This window comes from Fulvivirga sp. AWR4_260, assembly GCF_056158185.1.
Genome location: NZ_JBSWSU010000015.1, coordinates 2,914,196 through 2,931,878, shown reverse-complemented (window position 1 = coordinate 2,931,878; position 17,683 = coordinate 2,914,196). Strand labels below are relative to the sequence as shown.

Below are 17,683 nucleotides of genomic sequence, written 5' to 3'. Positions count from 1 at the left end.
AGAAAAATTCGTTCTTATCAAATTATAAGAATTAAAACCATAATTTTAGTAGTGTTTTTTTATAACTAATATTCCTATTGTACAGTTAGGAGTATTAAAAATAGTAACATAAATGGATGCAGGTTCTTCTAAGTTGCCGATATACGGTGCATTAATAGCTAACTTACTTATTGCCATAACTAAATTTATTGCAGCAGGCTTTACTGGTAGCTCTGCTATGCTGTCAGAAGGGATTCATTCTGTGGTTGATACAGGAAATCAATTATTGATTTTACTTGGCTTAAAAAGGAGTACTAAGCCGGCAGATGAGAAGCACCCGTTTGGTTATGGAAAAGAGTTATATTTCTGGTCATTAATAGTGGCTATTTTATTATTCGCTATAGGAGGGGGCATGTCTGTGTATGAAGGTATTCATCATATCCATAACCCAGGTACGAGCGTTTCAGATCCCAAATGGAATTATGCTGTATTAGGAATGGCTTTTTTGTTTGAAGGAACATCGTGGGTGATAGCCATGAAAAATTTCCTTAAAAAGAAATCTAAGAAGAGTTTTATAGGAAGGCTAACAAGTAGCAAAGACCCTTCAGTATTTGTAATTATTATGGAGGACTCTGCAGCCTTATTAGGGATAGCCGTAGCATTTTTAGGTGTGATGCTGGGTAATATTTATGATACCCCCATTTTTGATGGCATAGCTTCGGTTATCATTGGAGTAATATTGACTGCGGTGGCGATTTTCTTAATTTATGAGAGTAAAGGTTTGCTACTAGGAGAAGGAGCAAGCCAAGCGGTAGTTCAAAGCATACGAAATATCTTTACTGCCAATAGTAAGGTAGTGAATATTGAAAAACCACTAACCATGCATTTTGGCCCCAGTGAGGTGTTGTTGGCCGTCAATGTGCAGTTTAAGCCAGAGCTCACCGCACAGCAGGTAGAGCAAGCTATTGACGAATTAGAGAAAAGTACAAAAGCAGCACACCCTGAAATTAAAAGGATATTTATAGAAGCAGAATCTATAGTTCGTAAGAATTCAGGAGAGTAGAACAACCTAAAGGCGTATATTTACAGAGCGGCAGCTGATAACTAGCCGCTTTTTTTATACCATAATTTTATCCATTATGATGGCATCGAGACTGAAATATCAGTTGCAAGAAGTAAGCTTTATTGTTTTGTATTGGATGTTTGTCTCTATATTGTACGTGGTAGTGAGGTATCTGGGGATGGACGGTAATGTCATTTTTGTAGAGGAAAATCCCTCTCCGGATAGGATCATATTTTTAGCTGCTGATGGGGGTTTCTTTATGGGGGCTATTATTGGTGTCTTAGAAATATTTATTTACCCCAGGTTGTTAAAAACCAAATCTTTTGTTTTTAGCCTTGTCTATAGATTAATTAATTTTTTCCTAATTATAAACATTGCCATTTGGGTGGTGGTGATAGTTTATTTCAATCTGTTTAAATCTTATGATCTCAAAGAGACTTATCATAAGTCATTACAGTTTTTTACTTCTTTTTCATTTGTAGTTTTCTGGGCTTATTCATTGGTTTTTAATTTCATTATGTCATTTGTGCTTCAAGTGAATAAAAAGATAGGACCGGGAATTATTTATAACCTAATGAAGGGTAAGTATTATCATCCTAGTGAGGAAGATAGAGTATTTATGTTTCTTGATTTACAATCTTCATCAAAGATAGCCGAGGCATTGGGGCACATTAACTTTAGTTATTTTTTACAAGACTGTTTTCAGGATCTTTCTGATGTATTGTTGGAATGTGAGGCTTCGGTATATCAATTTGTAGGAGATGAAGCCGTTTTAACTTGGCCTGTAGAGAAAGGGATAAGGCGTGATAACTGTATAAATGCGTTCTTTATTTTTGATGAAAAATTGAAAGCTCGAAAGCAATACTATTTTAACAAATACGGCTTTTTGCCTGTTTTTAAGGCTTCTTTGAACTCGGGTAAAGTTACAGTAGCCCAAGTAGGGGATATTAAAAGTGAAATAGCCTATCATGGTGATGTTCTCAATACAGCAGCTAGAGTACAGGAATTGTGCAACGCCTACAGTCGGCAATTACTTTTAACAGATGCTATTGTTAACCAGCTAAAAAATGTAAGTGCCTATAACTATCACTTTCTTGATGAGGTAGATTTACGAGGAAAGAGTTATAAAGTAAAGATTTATGAAGTTGTAGTAGCGAAGTAAAAGAAAAGGGAGGTTATAACCTCCCTTTTCTTTTACTCTTCCATTTTGCCTTCTTCGTATTTTATCTTTTTTATGAGGTCGCCTTGTTCATCATATATTCGCCAGGCTCCATCCTTCTTATCGTCTTTGTATTTACCTTTCATCTGCAGGGTTCCATTTTCAAAGTAGCTTTCGAACCTACCGTGTTTCCACCCGTTTTTAATCGTAAATGAATAATGTACCTCATCATTATCGTATTTTACTATATATTCATCTTCAGTTAAATTAGGAATAATTATTTTGTCTACAGCTTCTAATTCAGTCATGTAAACATCACTCCATGCCAGTACTTCATCTGGGAGCTCTTCCATTTGAGCGGTTACAGTTTTTAGAGGTTGAGGGCCATTGCGTTTTTCGGTGGTTTCCTGAGCTTTTGGGTCTTTGTATTGTGCGCTAAATGAAGTTTTAAATATACCTGCTTCTTCGGGAGATAACTGAAAGCTAAGTCTGGAGAAACATGTGATGTACTCTTTGTTTTTCTCCATGCTTTTCCATTCTTGTATTTCCATTAAAGGTTTTAGGTCCTCAAAAATTAGTGGAGTATTGACATAGGCATATACCGAAGATTTTTTCTCAAGTGACGCGTAGTGGGTACTGAAGTTGATATCATTCGCTAAAGTTTCTCCATTTTGCTGTGCATCTATTATGTTTTTAAGCGTTTGTGGGTGGTTGCTGAAAATAACCCAATTGTTGACTATGCTATAATATGGCTTGTCAAATTTGTCAAATAGCTTGCCTAAAAATACTTTGAAGAAACCCTTCATGGCCATATAATGTATCTGATACCCTTTGTAGTCGATACTTCTGATTTTGACTGGGGTCCTTTTTCTAATTTGTTCTCTTATTTTATTCAGGCCATTGGCAGCGTCATTGCCATCTTTAGCCTTTAACAGTAGAGCGTATTCCTGAAAACCTGAATTGCTTTTGGGTTTGGTCTGAAGCATGATCACTTCATTGTCTACCCAATTGATAAAGGTTTCATTTAAATCTAGCTTTAAAAACTTTTCGGTGAGGTCCTTATTTTTTAGGTATGAATCTTTTTGATCCGGATTACTACTCAAGGCTCCTTCAAGGTTTTCTACAAAGCCACTGAAGGTTTTAAAACCCAATGATAAGAAGTAGGGAGACTCCTTAGGTATAATTTTAAGAAAATCATGAGGCCCATTTCCAGACGTGTATAGGGCTTTTAAGTAAGAATTAACCGTATCATTAATGTTGGTATAGCCTTTAAGCATAATACCATCGTTTATTAGGTTCGTTTTGAAACCGCTATATCTCAACGATTGCTGTAGCATATCCATTCCAGCATTGTCAAGTGCAAATTGTCCGAGGTAGCTCATGAAGCTGTTGTAATTAACATAGGTGCGCAGTGTGCCTCCGTAGCCAAGTTCATTAGTCACCTCACTTAAATATATGTCTTCTGACTTAGGGTTTACATACTGATCTATCATCTGCTCTTGCGGTGATGCGTTCAGACTTATAAGCAGGAGATTTTCAATAAATGTGATATGTATAGTATGCTTATATTCAGGGTCATAAATCTCAGTAATGTCTTTGCCATGATATTCGCGGTATGTGACTTTGTACTGATCATCTAATATTTGCTGTAGATAAAATTGAATATCTTTTAAACGAGATACTCGTGATAAGTCCATTACATAAGCATAGTCGTAGGTGTTTTGTACTGGGAGGGCAGCTATGAGAAACTCTTTGTTGCCAACATAGTCTAGCCAGTCATTGCTATGAACAAGAGAATCCATATAATCGGCATATTCTGTGATTAGACTGAACTCAGGGTTGGTTTTTAAATGTTTCCAAATGTCGCTAGAGCTTATTTCTTTCCAGCTTTGTAGCGGTGTGTCACTTGCCAAGACGAATGCAGCACCAGAAGGGATGACATTCATTGGCTTTAGTCGGTAAACGGGAGACCAGTATAAAAAATAGAATAAACAGAATCCTACGATGGCAATTATTAAGGCCACTATAACTTTTTTCATGCAGAGTTTTGTTTCTTAAAAAATATGAATCACTAACGCTGCAATTTATTACATATTGGGGAGCATAAAAATAAAAATCCTTTATTTATAAATAAAGGATTTAAAATTAGGACTTAATTTATTTGATTCTAATTTACTGGAGTGCCAGATTTGTCAAATCTCATTGGCTCTTTATCATGAATAGTTACATCATAATACGTGTTGCTTTGATTGTCCTGGATCATATTAATGGCTTCTATATCATTCATTTTATAATTCGAATTCAGGGTGTTTTTACACTAGCAAGCATTTTTGTAGCCTCAATATTTTGTGAAGTAGATAGCCAGTTACCAGACTGATCAAACTGAGTGCTTAACTTTTTTCTTGATAGTTGAATTTACCACTATAACCCTGATAATTAGAATTCCAATTTATGCCACTATAGTTGAGTCCGAGTATTGGGTGTTGAGCGTATTTTTCATTTTGCTCTGCAGTTGTAAGCTAGGTCTTGTTTTGTCTTTTGGGGTGCTCATGTTGTTGATCTTAGCAAAGCGGTACACTAACTACAGAAATTAAGATAAATGCGTATAATCTATTTATAAATTACATAATCAATTTGTTTGGTTTACTTAATTATGAAGAGCATATAGAATGACAATGACTATTCTTGAAGCAAAAGCTACATTTGTTTAGATGTGTGTTGTTAATTCATCCATGATGGTGTACTATTAAATACAATTAATCGTACTTGCCATTGAGCCATTCCCAAAACCTGACAATGAAGTTGTTGTTTTTCTTGATGCTTTTTCTTGTATTAGTTAAACCAGAATTTGATTTTTTCTTCTTTTTTGAAGTTCGTTGCTGAGTTTGGTTTTGTACAGTGTCCAAATAGTGTTTTGTCTTTTTCTCCTTTATCAGCTTAGCCTGTAGTGCTTTTTTCTTTTTCTCTTGCCGTTCTTTAATGCGCTGCCTTTGTTCTAGAGAAAGTGGCTTTTTCTTATTGTATTTTCTGTTTTTCTGATTGGAATTATATTTTTGTTTAGAACGATCGTATTTACTTCTTTTACTTAGTTCTTCGTTGTCTTTCTCTGGTTTTGCTTTTTTATCTGGGGTGATCGGGAGCTCTATTTTACCTAGCACCTTTATTCCTTCAAGTTTAATTTTTTTAGCTCTAATGACATTATCGCCTTCGGTATCATCATTATCTATGGTCGGGTTGGGAGTCTCAGCTTCTATAGTTGATGGTGTCTCATCATTTATTGCTAAAGTTGATTCCTCGGTTGCCTCCGCTTCCTTTGTTTCAGGTAAAAGCGATGATTCTATCGTATTGCTACTTGAAGAGCTGCTTTTAGGAAGATAAATACTATAAATTATTTCAATTTGATCCTCTGTTAATTTAGTGTTTATATCATCGCTGATTTCGTATCCATTTGACGATAAGCTAGAAATGATGTCCGTTTGTTTAACCCCGAGTTTGCGGGCTAATTGCATCAGCCTCATATTAACCTGTTTTTTTAGTGCAAAATATTACCTGCTATAGCAGGTGTCTTACTAGTGAATAAATGATTTTCTTAAAAAATTGAAGAAGATTATCTCTCAAAATTGTTATGTAAGAAAAATATCAACAATATACACGATTTTTGCTGTAATTTCGTTACAATTTGAGTCTATAAGTAAGATAATCAGTGAATTATATAAATAATTTGATTTCTTGCTATTTGTTGGTCAATTCTTATTTAAATTAACATTAGAGTTATTAACTAATCATCATACCAGTTTTATTATGACAGAGTCCAAAGAACTTGAGCATTTCAGGAATTTAGTTACACTAGCAGCCGTTGATGGTAAAATTGAAGAAATTGAGCGCATTACCCTTTCCAAAATTGCTTTTGAAAAAGGGATTCCAATGGAAACTATGAATGAAATGCTAAGTAAGGCAAGGGAGTTTACTTATTTTATTCCTCAAAATAACGATGATAGAGAGCAGCAGCTCGAAGATATGACCAAATTTGCTGTGGTGGACGGTCACTTTGCAACGGCCGAATATTATCTTATTCTTAGGGTGGGGAAAAAACTTGGTTTTACTGCTGAAGAGGCTGATGCAATAATCCAAAAATATAAATGAGCAGAGGGAGGTGTTTCTCCACCCTCTGTTTGATATTAATAGTTTTTAGCGTAAATGACTACGTCTTTTAAGTGACGTTTGGTAAATGCGTAAGATAATCCTTTGTTAATATAAGATTGTTCTGGAGTTGGTGAAAAGAAACTGGCGCTATTAGGGACTTTTACTCCCCATGAGCCAGATGGTTGTAGCTCTCCAGGAAGAATAGTTACCATATGTCCTATCTCGGTATCGTTAAGATAAATAGCGATACAAGCTTTGTTTCTATTGGCAATATCTTGTGCTTTGTTTAGCACTTCTTGATCATAAGCAAAGCCTAGCTTAGTCCATGATTTGGTATTGTCAAGAAACTCTTGCATCTCACTTACTGCCATGTAGCGTTTTTTATCTTTCGAATAGAAATCGTTGATCATGTACACCGCTTTTACACTTTTGCCCATGTATTCATGGCAAGAATTCTGTGTAGTGCTGGTGCTTTCGCATTGTTTAAACTGAGTCATCATGTCCGTTAAGTCACTTTTCCAGTTTTGGTTAATGTGTTGAGCGAATCCAGAAGAATAAAAAATGGTTGAAGCCAGGATGATAAAAGCACTCGTGTTTAGTATGTAAAATAGCCTCATAAATTATGTATTTATTGGTTGTTTTATTGCATGCCTCTTTTTTTGAGTATATGCAATATATAAAAAATTTGTAACCTTAAACTATGTAATAAATTTTGTAAAATTAATGAGTTAATTATCAATATGTTACTTGTCGAATAATATTTCATGTTATCAGAAATAATTAGCATCTCATAGACTTTGTTTAATAGTTTTGGATTAAACAGTTTTAGCCTTTTGAGGTTATACACGATATAATTAAGGTAAAAAGCCTATGAAATTACATTTTACTTTTTTAAGTGCCTTGCTTAGTATTTTTTTAGTTACCTCGCTGTCAGCTCAGCAGATGGTAGAAGGCACATGGAGTTATCGCACTGGTCCGGATGGGGCAGTGTCTGACCCGTTAGTGATGGGGCAGTCATCATATTACAGGATGGTGCCTTGGGATTCCAGTCCTTATAAAGAGTATCATTACCATAAAGGTAGTGATGCGCCTAATCAGTCCAATTTTGGTATGAACTTCAGGTTGTTATACCCTAATGGTTATGATGAAAATAGAGCAGAAGGATACCCGTTAATTATTCTTTTGCATGGATTGGGAGAGGCTGGTACACGTGGAGGAGATCCGAAATTCCCTGCATATGATGCTACTGATCCGAGATATCTTAATAACGATTATAATCTTTATAATGGAGGTAAAGCTCATTTAAATGCTGTTAATACTGCGCCTGCGGATCCTCGTTCATTTCCTGGGTTTGTTTTTATTCCTCAGAATGAAAAGTCGTGGAATGTAGAGTTTAGGCAAAATGCCATTGAGGTTATAGAGTTATTGATTAAAGACTTAAATATAGATGAGGACAGGGTTTATCTCAATGGACTGTCTAACGGAGGCAAAGGCGCGTGGTCTATTGCTCATGAGCGTCCTGATTTATTTGCTGCTTTTACGCCTATAAGCTGGGTGGATAATAGTCTTTCTGTTGATCCATTTATATATATGCCTATTTGGCACTTTCAAGGAGAGTTAGATGGCGCTCCTAAAGCTACTTCATCGCAGTCATATCAAAGAAAATTGAAAGAGGCAGGTGCAACATCATTATATACAGAATATGAGAACGCGGGTCATGGTATTTGGGATAGGGCATATGCTGAATCTAATTATTTTAGTTGGTTGTTGGGGTATAGAAAAACTGATATTCATGCAAAGTTTGGTCAAAGCAGTGTTTGTCCGGATGATGAAGTAAACGTTACTCTTGGTGTTACGCCTGGTTTTACATCTTATCAATGGAAGAAGGTGGTTGATGGAAAGGAATCGGTATTTGCACCTACTACTAATAATGAGTTGGTGGCAACAGAAATAGGTACCTATTATGTCAAATTAAGTCGTTCTGGAAAATGGACTTCGTGGTCTAGGCCATTTAGTTTGCAAAAAACAGTAAGGCCTGATGCCCCAGTGATTGCTGCAGATGGAAGTACAGTTTTGCCTTCTCCTGATGGAAAAAATAGTGTTAACTTATCTGTAGCCGAAGGATACGATGTATACAAATGGTACAAAAATGGCATTTTGCTAGACGGAGATGCTTATCAGGCTAATGTTATTAATGTATCTGAAACGGGGAATTTTACCGTAGTAGCCCAGGTTTTGGGTAACTGTAAAACAAAGGTGTCTAAGGCGGTAAGTGTAATTGTAAGTGGTGAAGATGGGCAACTCAGTGTGCCTACAGGTGTGAGTGCGAAAGGATATAGCGAAACAGAAATGCAGATAGCATGGGACAATACGGTAAGTGGAGCCACTGGATATAATGTGTTTAGAACTACAACCTCTGGTAACAACTATGTGTTTGCTGGAGAGGTAGATGCCTCTAAAAACACTTTTATTGATAAGGGGCTTAATCCCTTGAGCGATTACTATTATATTGTTTTTGCATATAACGAATCTGGAGCGTCTAACCCAAGTGCAGAGGTGAAAGGAACTACGCTAGAGGATTTGGTAGCACCTAGTAATCCATATAGATTGTCTTACGAGTTAGTAAACACCACCAGTGCGGCATTATCGTGGGATCCTGCAGTAGACAAAGTGGGTGTAGCCGGATATGATATCTTTCAAGATGGTCAATTAGTTACTTCTGTTACAGGAACATCATTTACTGTTACAGGTTTGCAGTCCAATAAGCTGTATAACTTTGTTGTTAAAGCTAAAGATTATAACGGGAATGTTTCTGAGCCTAGTAATCAGCTCACAGTTATTACAAGATATTCAGGCTTGAATTATACCTATTACTTTGGAGATTTCTGGGATTATGTCGCAGATTATGCTGCATGGACCCCAAGTAAAAAAGGGAACATAAGTAATTTTAATATAGATTTTATTGGAGATGGTGGTGTAAGGCCCGATGACGAAATCAATTATTTTGCATTTGATTTTGAAGGTTATATTTATATTGATGCTGAAGACGATTATGAGTTTAACCTAACATCGTCTGATGGAAGCTTACTTTTTATAGATGGAGCAAAGCTTATAGATAATGATGGTAAGCATGATGAAATTACTAAATCAGGGACAGTACACTTAACATCAGGTGAGCATGCTATAAAGGTGCAGTTTTTTGATAACGTAGCTACAGAAGTTTTAAAAGTGGCTTATTCTGGTGCTGATACTGATGGGCAGATGGTGTCCATTCCTGATGAAGTGTTTAAAAGTGGTGATTTTGTTCAGCCTCCTTTACCAGAAGCTCCAAGTTCTTTGGTGGCAGATAATTGGGACTTTACTCAAATAAATCTTTCTTGGACGGATAATTCTACGGATGAAACAGGTTTTGAATTATATAGATCTACATCAGTAGAGGGGCCTTACAGCAAAATTAAAACTACAGAGTCTGATGTAGTATATTTTGAGGATAAAGGTTTGGAGCCCAATACTCAATATTATTATCAGGTTAAATCCATAAGTAATAATGGTTCGTCTGCTTTTGTGAAAGATAGTGCAGGAACATTTAGCTCTTTAGTATGGACGTCATTTGAAGCCGCGGTTAAATCTGAGGGAGTGGAGTTAGACTGGAGTACTGCTAGGGAAGTAAATAATGCTTACTTCGAAATAGGGCGTTCGTCCGATAATATTGAATATATAGTGCTAGATACTATTGCTGGGGCGGGTTATAATTTAGATGGCAGTGCTTATACTTACTTAGATGATTCGCCTTTAGATGGAGATAATTATTATCGCTTACGGCAGATTGATGACGCTGGCAATTATTCGTATTCTGGTGTAGATAGTGTTTATTATGATTCATTGCACCCAAGTACTGATGCTTTCAATACCTTAGTTTACCCTATTCCTTTGCTTAAGGGGCAGGAATTTATGGTTGAGCTATATCTGGATGATAAAGAAACAAATGTTAGTTTACGTATTATGGATTCTTCGGGACACACATGTTTCGATCAAAAAATTAACCCTTCAGAATTTTCTCAACCCTATTCAGTTCCTTTAATTTCATGGAAACAGGGCTTGTATCTACTAGAAGTGAGGCAAGGAGGTAATCGATCTTTACAACGTTTTGTGATTTATTGATGTAAGAAAAAATTATTATTATAAACAAAAAAGGCCAAATGTTTCATTTGGCCTTTTTTGTTTTATTGCTTATAAACGAAATTAACCGGTTTTTCATTTAAATATATTCTTTTTTGATTAAAAGGTTACATATGTGCTTTTTGATGTATAAAGATTTGAGAAATGGAAATGAAATAGGATGAAAAAACTGGCTTTAATTTTACTATTAGCGTTACCTTTTAAGGTCTTTTCACAGGTGGTTTGGTCAGAAACATTTGATGACTTACCCAATAACGCTACTTATGATAATGGTGCTACAGCGTGGAGTACTATTCAGCCCGCAGGTAACTCGGGTAATAAAATGTTTCAAACGCAGACTTACCCTGGGGTAGGCCGTGTTTTTATTGTTAATGATACGGGCAATGAGGGGGTGTGGCGTTCTCAGGTAGTCAACATTAGTGGATATTCAGAAGTAGCCATTGAGGCGATGTTAGGAGTTTATTGGGCTAATACTACAGATTATATTCGAGCATATTACAGGGTTGATGGGGGAGTGGAGGTGCTGTTTGCTGAGAAAAGAGGGGAGCCTGCCTATCAGACTACTGTTGCTGCTAGTGCTATTGTGTCAGGTAATTCATTGCAAATTATTATCAGAGCTAGAGATACAAATACAGGATCTTACTATGGTTATCCTAGAATGGTAGGATTTGATAACGTGAGAATCTCTAGGATTAATTACCTCTATTCAAGAAGAAATGGTGACTGGAATTCGAATAATACTTGGTCATTAAATGGCTATAATGGTAATTCTTGTAATTGTACGCCAGATGAAAATTCGCACGTATTCATTGGTAATTATAGAACCGTGACTATGTATGGTAATGCTACTAGTGCGGGGGTGTCTGTAGCTAACACAGGTACATTAGCCTATGATAATGATCTTACGCTTAATATTGTACGAGGTGGGGTTGTAGATGTGAATTATGGAGGGGTGATTGGTTTTTATGAGGGGCATACTGCTAATTTAAGTATGAGCACCTATAATTATAATATCAATGTAGATGGAGATTTTCGAATTTCTAACCTTCAAGTATCGGGGGCGGCAGTTTCTTTTTCTGGTAGTGGTATATTTGTTGTTTATAACAATGCTTCGTTTTCTAACTTAACAGGGCAGACGATATCTAATGATATTCAAGGTGATTTTTATATAATTAATGAATTGAGATTCGAATCCTCTTCTTCTAATATTACCATTAATAACAGTGGGAATTGGATGGTAGGAAATGTGCTGAGGATGGAGAATAATGGTGTAACCTTTAACAATAGTAAATATTTCCGTGTGTTTAATGTTGGTACGCTTTATTCTTCCGGAACTAATGTGGAGATTAATAATGAAGTTGAAGCTACTTTCTGGATCAATGGGTTGGATGTGAGGGGAGATAACTTCATTGTAAATAACAGGGGTGCATTTGCTCAATTTGCCAATATCATCAATAACACGGCTAGTACCCAGCTTAATAACCTTGAGGATGCTTTTTGGTATTACAATGGGTATAATACTACTAACCTATTTAACACAGCAGCGGATAATAATTCCTTTGTGTATTATGTTAATGGTAATCAGTTAATTTCTACTCCTTCTAATGGTTCTTACCAAAACTTATATATATATGCTGGAGGTACTAAAGTGGCCACCAATAATATTGATGTAGAGGGCACATTATATATTGCGGGAGCTTCGCTAGATATGTCGGTCAATAATTACGCTTTATCTGTAGGTGGAAACTGGGAGGTATGGTATAATAACGACTATTTTGTTGAAAGAGCATCAACTGTTACTTTCAATGGATCGGGGGATCAGAGTTTTAACGTGGCTTCTGGACGTGAATCTTTTTATAATGTGGTTGTGAATAAAAGTGGAGGTTCATTAATTCTTAATAATTCGGATCTTACTGTTGCTAATCAATTGAATCTACAGGCGGGTGAAATGAATTTGGTTGGAAGAAACTTAACGATAAGCAATCCAAATACTACTGGTATGATGCGTGGTAGTGGCTACATTAAAAGTGAGACCTCATCGGCTTATGGTAGGGTTATTTGGAATGTAAATAATAATACTGGGAGTTATGTGTATCCGTTTGGTAGGTCTGCTTCCGAGTATATACCTTTTGTTTTTGACATAACAAGTGCAGCCTCTGGTAGTGGCAATGTGTCTGTGGCTACTTATGGTACGGCAAATAACAATTTGCCTTACCCTAATGATGTAGGTAGCTTAGAAAGTCAATCAGGTGTTAACAGTAGTGATAAAGTGGTGAACAGATTTTGGCAAATCGATGTAAATGGTTTTACTACTAACCCCGTGGCTACAGTAACATTTACGGTAGCTACTGACGAGATGGAGTCATTGACTTCAGTAAGGGCTCAAAGGTGGAATTCTGCAGAGAATAAATGGGATGCGCCATTGCCAAACCAAAATATGAATACGGTGCATTCTGTGGTAGTTCCAGGTGTTACTAATTTTTCTCCGTGGACACTTGCAGATACTAATCAGCCTCTACCTATTGAATTGAATTATTTTGTTGGGCATCTTGAGAATGATCAAGTGCAATTGAAATGGGAAACTGCTCTGGAGATAAATAATGATTATTTCATAGTAGAGCGTACTCAAGATTTTGAAAATTACGAAAGAGTAGGAGTGGTTCAAGGTGCAGGAACTTCTAATGATGCTCAGGAGTATGCTTTGATTGATAAAGATCCATTAGTAGGTAAATCATATTACAAGTTGACTCAAGTTGATTTTGATGGTACAGAGAAATCATTTGAATTGGTTCCTATTAATTATGAAAGTCAACTGTCAGATTTTGCATTATTTCCAAACCCTAATAACGGAGAGTATGTTGATGTGCTTTTAACAGGTGACTTAAATGGGGAAGTAGGGCAGGTTCAGATCGTATCGCTAAATGGTATTATCATGTACGAAGCTGAGGTTGATTTAAATGTTAATAAATTTAGGATTGATTTCCGTAATAGATTATCTCCTGGTGTATATATGGTTAAAATAGGAGATGATTTAGTGAAGAAGCTTTTAGTAAAATAATAATTAGTATTTCCATTTCACTCAATATATCCTCTTTCTTCTTTTAGAAGAGAGGGGATTTTTTTATTTAAAAGATGAAAGCCCAGCACTAGTGCCGGGCTTTCTTGGGTAAGTAAGTCCACCCCTTTGCCATTAGTAAGAGAGAGGTAGAGGGATGGGTGGGGCTAGGTTGAAGTATATTTTGATTACTTTATAACCTTTACAGTTTTAAGTGTACTGTTACCTTGTAATTGAATAATGTAAAGTCCAGATTCTAAGCGTTCAGTGCTAATCTCTATTTTGTTTTTGCCTTTAATGCTTTTCTCTGTTAATACTTTACCCGCTAGATTAAGAACTCTAACCGTGTGGTATGCATTAATCTCATTTACTCTTACATTAAGGGTGTTTTGCATAGGGTTAGGATAGACTTCGTAATTAAGGCTTTTCATATCGGAGGCAACTCTACTTACGGTGTTACACTCACCAATGGTGAAGCTTTGCCTGTTGCCGGCACTGGTTCTTTCTCCTCCTTCTGGCACGCTGTAAGTGTAGTAATAGTATAACGTCTCACCTTCGGCCACATTAAGGTTTACAGCTTCGTTTGCTTGTACTGCAAAGCCTGGGAAAGTAGCATTAGCGTCAGTGCTATAAAATAATAATACTAAGCTATTTCCTACTCCTTCATACCCAGGTACAAATGTTAATGTATGGCTGCTGCCGTTTGTGTCAAGTACAGCCTTGAAATCTCCGCTAGTAGCTTCTTGTGAGCAACCTGAAGTTTCTGTTTCGCTAACAGCTTCAAGGAAGTTGATGTTGAATTCGCCAGCATCAAAAACAATTTTTAATGTGTGATTTCCTTTTGTAAGAGCCACTTTTTTCACTTCTACTGTAGTGAATGTTTGCCATCCTCCTGTATTAGGAACAGTTATTGAACCTGTGATGTCAGTGCCATCTACTTCTACATGGAAGCTTCCGCCTACAGTAGATGCTACTCTGGTATTAAACGTGTAAAGTTCTGAAGTGCCTTCAGATGTGATGTCGTAGGCTAACCATTCACCAGGAGTAATCCATCCTACGCTATATCCACCGTTAGAGTCGGTAGTAGCTTCAATGTCAACATCGTCATTTCTGTATACTCCACCTGTGTTTCCTGCAGATGTATCGTGGTATCCTACTCCTTCACCTCCGTCATTGTAATCTTCTGCTTCTAATATTCCAGGGAATACAATTGTTTTTGGTTCTGGGGTGTCTGGATCTTCCGGTGTTTCTGGGTCCTCAGGTTCAGTAACTTCGTCTTTTGTTAATGAGTGTAAGTTGTCAATGTAGAAAGTATATCCTGTAGATGTACCTGGTCCAAATAAGAATCCTACTCTATCGATTTTTTCGTTTTCCACTAAGATATCAGGCGTGGCAGTTAATGCAAACTCCAAAGTTTGCCAAGCGTTAGATTCTTTTACTACCGCTTGGTAGATGCTATGACGACCATTGGGATAGTTGTTAGGGTTAGCAATAGAGCTTGCTTCTAATTGCCAGCTAATTACTGTTCCGGCAGGAGCATCTGTATAAACGTCAAAAGAGAATCTTTTTTCTTCTGCTACATACTTACTCGCGTCTTTGATGAAATCTGTATTGAAGAATAGGACATCATATAATTCAGATGCGTTTCTTGTGTATTTTCCACTTGTGGTGCTACTGTTTACGTCACTCGCTGATGGGTTAGCTACGCTTCCGGTGTATGTACCGTTAGTTAAATCGCTATTGAAAGACAGGTGATCCTCTCCGTCATAGTTCTGGATTATTTCCGAGAAGCTGTATGTTGGAGGTAAAGCAGTTACTCCGTATCTAAAGTTGTCAAAGTAATACGTATCATTATTGTACGAATTAGGGGCGAAAAGCATAGATATTTCATTTACCTGAAGGTCGGAAGTTCCGGCATCAGGTGAAGAAGCGTGAGTGAACTTTACGGTGTGCCATCCGTTTTGCACTTCTACAAAACCACTGTACTGACTATTTCTTCCTGCAGGGAAATCATTCTCTGATAAGATGGCATCTTCTAAGCTCAAAGTAATTTCTGTTCCTGCTGGAGCAGAGGTATACAGATCCATAAAGAAGAAGTTTTCTCCATTTTTAAACGGTTTTGTGTTGCTGATAGCGTCTGTGCCAAAGCTGATCACATCATACTGTGAGTTGCCATTTCTTATATATCTGGCTACGTGAGCGCTTGTATTTCCATTTCCTGGGAAAGGGTTGGTGATGTCAGCAGTGTATGCTCCATCAGAGAAGATTGTGTCCATTCTGCTGATGCCATCATAGTTTTCTATGATTTCTTCATCTAATAATACAGGAGGGGCAGCAAGCATACTTACTACATTGTCAAAGTATACGGTGTAGTCAGTATTAGTGTTAGATGCTATTAATAATGTGAACTGATCAACATCCATAGCGCCTACAGCTGCATCTGGTCTATCTAATAAATGGAACTCAAGTGTTTGCCATGAATTAGATGATGTTGTGTTAGCTGTATATCTACTATGGCGACCCGCAGGGTAATCATTGGTAGAATTTGTACTGTTCTCTAGTTGAAGTAAAAACTCTGTTCCGGCTGGAGCATTGGTGTAAACGTCCATCCAGATTACTTTTTCGCCTGAGGTATATTTTAGTGCGTTGCCAATCTTATCGCTTTGCATTACTAATACATCATATTGCTCTGATGCATTTCTTACATATTTACCTACTGACGAGGAGGTGTTAGGGCTTTGGATGCTAGGGTTTGCAGTGCTTTCATCTAAAGTACCTGTAGCGCCATATGTGAAGTTTCTATTGTTTTCGAAGTCTTCGAATACAACATCAAGAGATCTTGGCTCTTCCACGGCTACACTCATTTTATATGTGTTTGCTCCGCAGTTAGGCACATTAACATCTACTTCAATATCGCCTCCTTTGGTGCCCCAGTTTACGGTTATTTCATTAGTTCCCTGGCCGGCAACAATTGAAGCTCCTGAAGGTGCAGACCAGTTATAAGTAGCGCCTTCAATAGGGGAGATGCTGTATCTTTTATTGTTGTCATTTTTATATACACTGTTGTCTCCGCTTAATTGTATGTTAAAAGTGCCCTCGTATACATGAACGTAATCAACTTCCATGCTAGTAGGGTAATCTGCAGGTGTAGAAGGTATGAATCCTGTAAAAGGAGTTCCAGGTCCACCTACTGCCACATTAAGCATAATGTACCACTCGCCTTCATCAAAAGGCCAAGGATCTACAGTGGTTGAAGGCGTAACTGTATGATAAAGTTGATCATCTACATACCATCTGATTTCATTAGGTTCCCATTCTACTGCGTATTCGTGAAATCCTTCAGAAAGGTCTAGGCCTGCTTGGTATTCTCTGGTGTTATACTGATGTCCATTATTGTTGTAGTGAACAGTTCCTGCTATACTTTCAGGATTTCTGTGCATGGCTTCCATAATGTCGATTTCACCAGTGTAGGGCCAGTTGTTAGCCTCTGGTAATAGCCAGAATGCCGGCCAAACTCCACCTGCTGATGGTAATTTAATACTTGCTTCAAATCTTCCGAAGCGAGCGTTAAATTTGGTGGAAGTAGTTAACTTGGAGGAGGTATAGGGCATGCCTCCAAAGTTTTCGTACTTGGCTGTAATAACTAGTTTCCCATCCTTTACTGTTGCATTTTCCTTGCGGTAGTATTGCTCCTCGGCATTTCCGAAGCCGCAAAGGCTGGGACATCCATTTCCTATTTCATAACCCCATAGTGTTTCGTTAACGCTAGTGCCATTGAACTCATCTTGAAAGACAAGGTTAGAGCATTGTGCGTTCACTAAAGAGTGACTTCCATACATGATGAATGATAATAAAATAAAGCCTCTAATCCACTTACTAAAGTGAAAGGTTTCTCTCATAAGATTTTAGGTTTAGTGTTGAATAAAAAATATAATTTGTGTCTGAGAAAACACAAGTTTAAAGTTTGTGATTAAGTATGCTGGGTCAAAGAAAACCTATACATCATTAATACATCATGGCCTTAATTATTTTCAGCAGGGGTATTACAGTTGAGGGTAATATAGTCCAATAGTGTTGATTTTAATGCTGTTAGAATACATACTCT

The 17,683-nt window shown here is 37.0% G+C and carries 9 protein-coding genes; 5 read left to right on the top strand and 4 right to left on the bottom strand.

Annotated elements, in window-relative coordinates:
* The first annotated feature begins 112 nt into the window (after positions 1-112).
* Positions 113-1,042 (top strand): cation diffusion facilitator family transporter, encoded by a 930-nt coding sequence (locus ACXACQ_RS18670; protein WP_474977505.1) that lies wholly within the window; start codon positions 113-115, stop codon positions 1,040-1,042.
* A gap of 76 nt (positions 1,043-1,118) precedes the next feature.
* The gene (locus ACXACQ_RS18665; protein ID WP_474977504.1) at positions 1,119-2,204 is read left to right on the top strand and encodes an adenylate/guanylate cyclase domain-containing protein; all 1,086 of its coding nucleotides are present in this window, start codon (positions 1,119-1,121) and stop codon (positions 2,202-2,204) included.
* Positions 2,205-2,236: 32 nt separating this feature from the next.
* Here ACXACQ_RS18665 and ACXACQ_RS18660 read toward each other — a convergent pair whose 3' ends face one another.
* Complete coding sequence (locus ACXACQ_RS18660; protein ID WP_474977503.1) at positions 2,237-4,240, bottom strand: DUF3352 domain-containing protein; 2,004 nt, start codon at positions 4,238-4,240, stop codon at positions 2,237-2,239.
* A gap of 717 nt (positions 4,241-4,957) precedes the next feature.
* Positions 4,958-5,719, bottom strand: a complete 762-nt coding sequence (locus tag ACXACQ_RS18655; RefSeq protein ID WP_474977502.1) for a hypothetical protein — start codon at positions 5,717-5,719, stop codon at positions 4,958-4,960.
* Between the two features lie 283 nt (positions 5,720-6,002).
* Here ACXACQ_RS18655 and ACXACQ_RS18650 point away from each other — a divergent pair, with 283 nt between their 5' ends.
* On the top strand, positions 6,003-6,344 hold the full coding sequence (locus ACXACQ_RS18650; protein WP_474977501.1) for a hypothetical protein: 342 nt from the start codon (positions 6,003-6,005) through the stop codon (positions 6,342-6,344).
* A gap of 35 nt (positions 6,345-6,379) precedes the next feature.
* Here the strand turns inward: ACXACQ_RS18650 and ACXACQ_RS18645 are convergent, their stop codons facing one another.
* Positions 6,380-6,961 carry a hypothetical protein gene (locus tag ACXACQ_RS18645; protein ID WP_474977500.1) on the bottom strand — a complete coding sequence of 194 codons (582 nt, stop codon included), beginning with the start codon at positions 6,959-6,961 and terminating at the stop codon, positions 6,380-6,382.
* A 253-nt stretch (positions 6,962-7,214) separates the two neighbouring features.
* Here ACXACQ_RS18645 and ACXACQ_RS18640 point away from each other — a divergent pair, with 253 nt between their 5' ends.
* Positions 7,215-10,505, top strand: a complete 3,291-nt coding sequence (locus ACXACQ_RS18640; protein ID WP_474977499.1) for a fibronectin type III domain-containing protein — start codon at positions 7,215-7,217, stop codon at positions 10,503-10,505.
* Positions 10,506-10,683: 178 nt separating this feature from the next.
* The gene (locus ACXACQ_RS18635) at positions 10,684-13,581 is read left to right on the top strand and encodes a T9SS type A sorting domain-containing protein (RefSeq protein ID WP_474977498.1); all 2,898 of its coding nucleotides are present in this window, start codon (positions 10,684-10,686) and stop codon (positions 13,579-13,581) included.
* Positions 13,582-13,766: 185 nt separating this feature from the next.
* Here the strand turns inward: ACXACQ_RS18635 and ACXACQ_RS18630 are convergent, their stop codons facing one another.
* Positions 13,767-17,477: a family 16 glycosylhydrolase gene (locus ACXACQ_RS18630; protein WP_474977497.1), complete on the bottom strand. Its 3,711-nt coding sequence runs from the start codon at positions 17,475-17,477 to the stop codon at positions 13,767-13,769.
* Positions 17,478-17,683 lie beyond the last annotated feature (206 nt).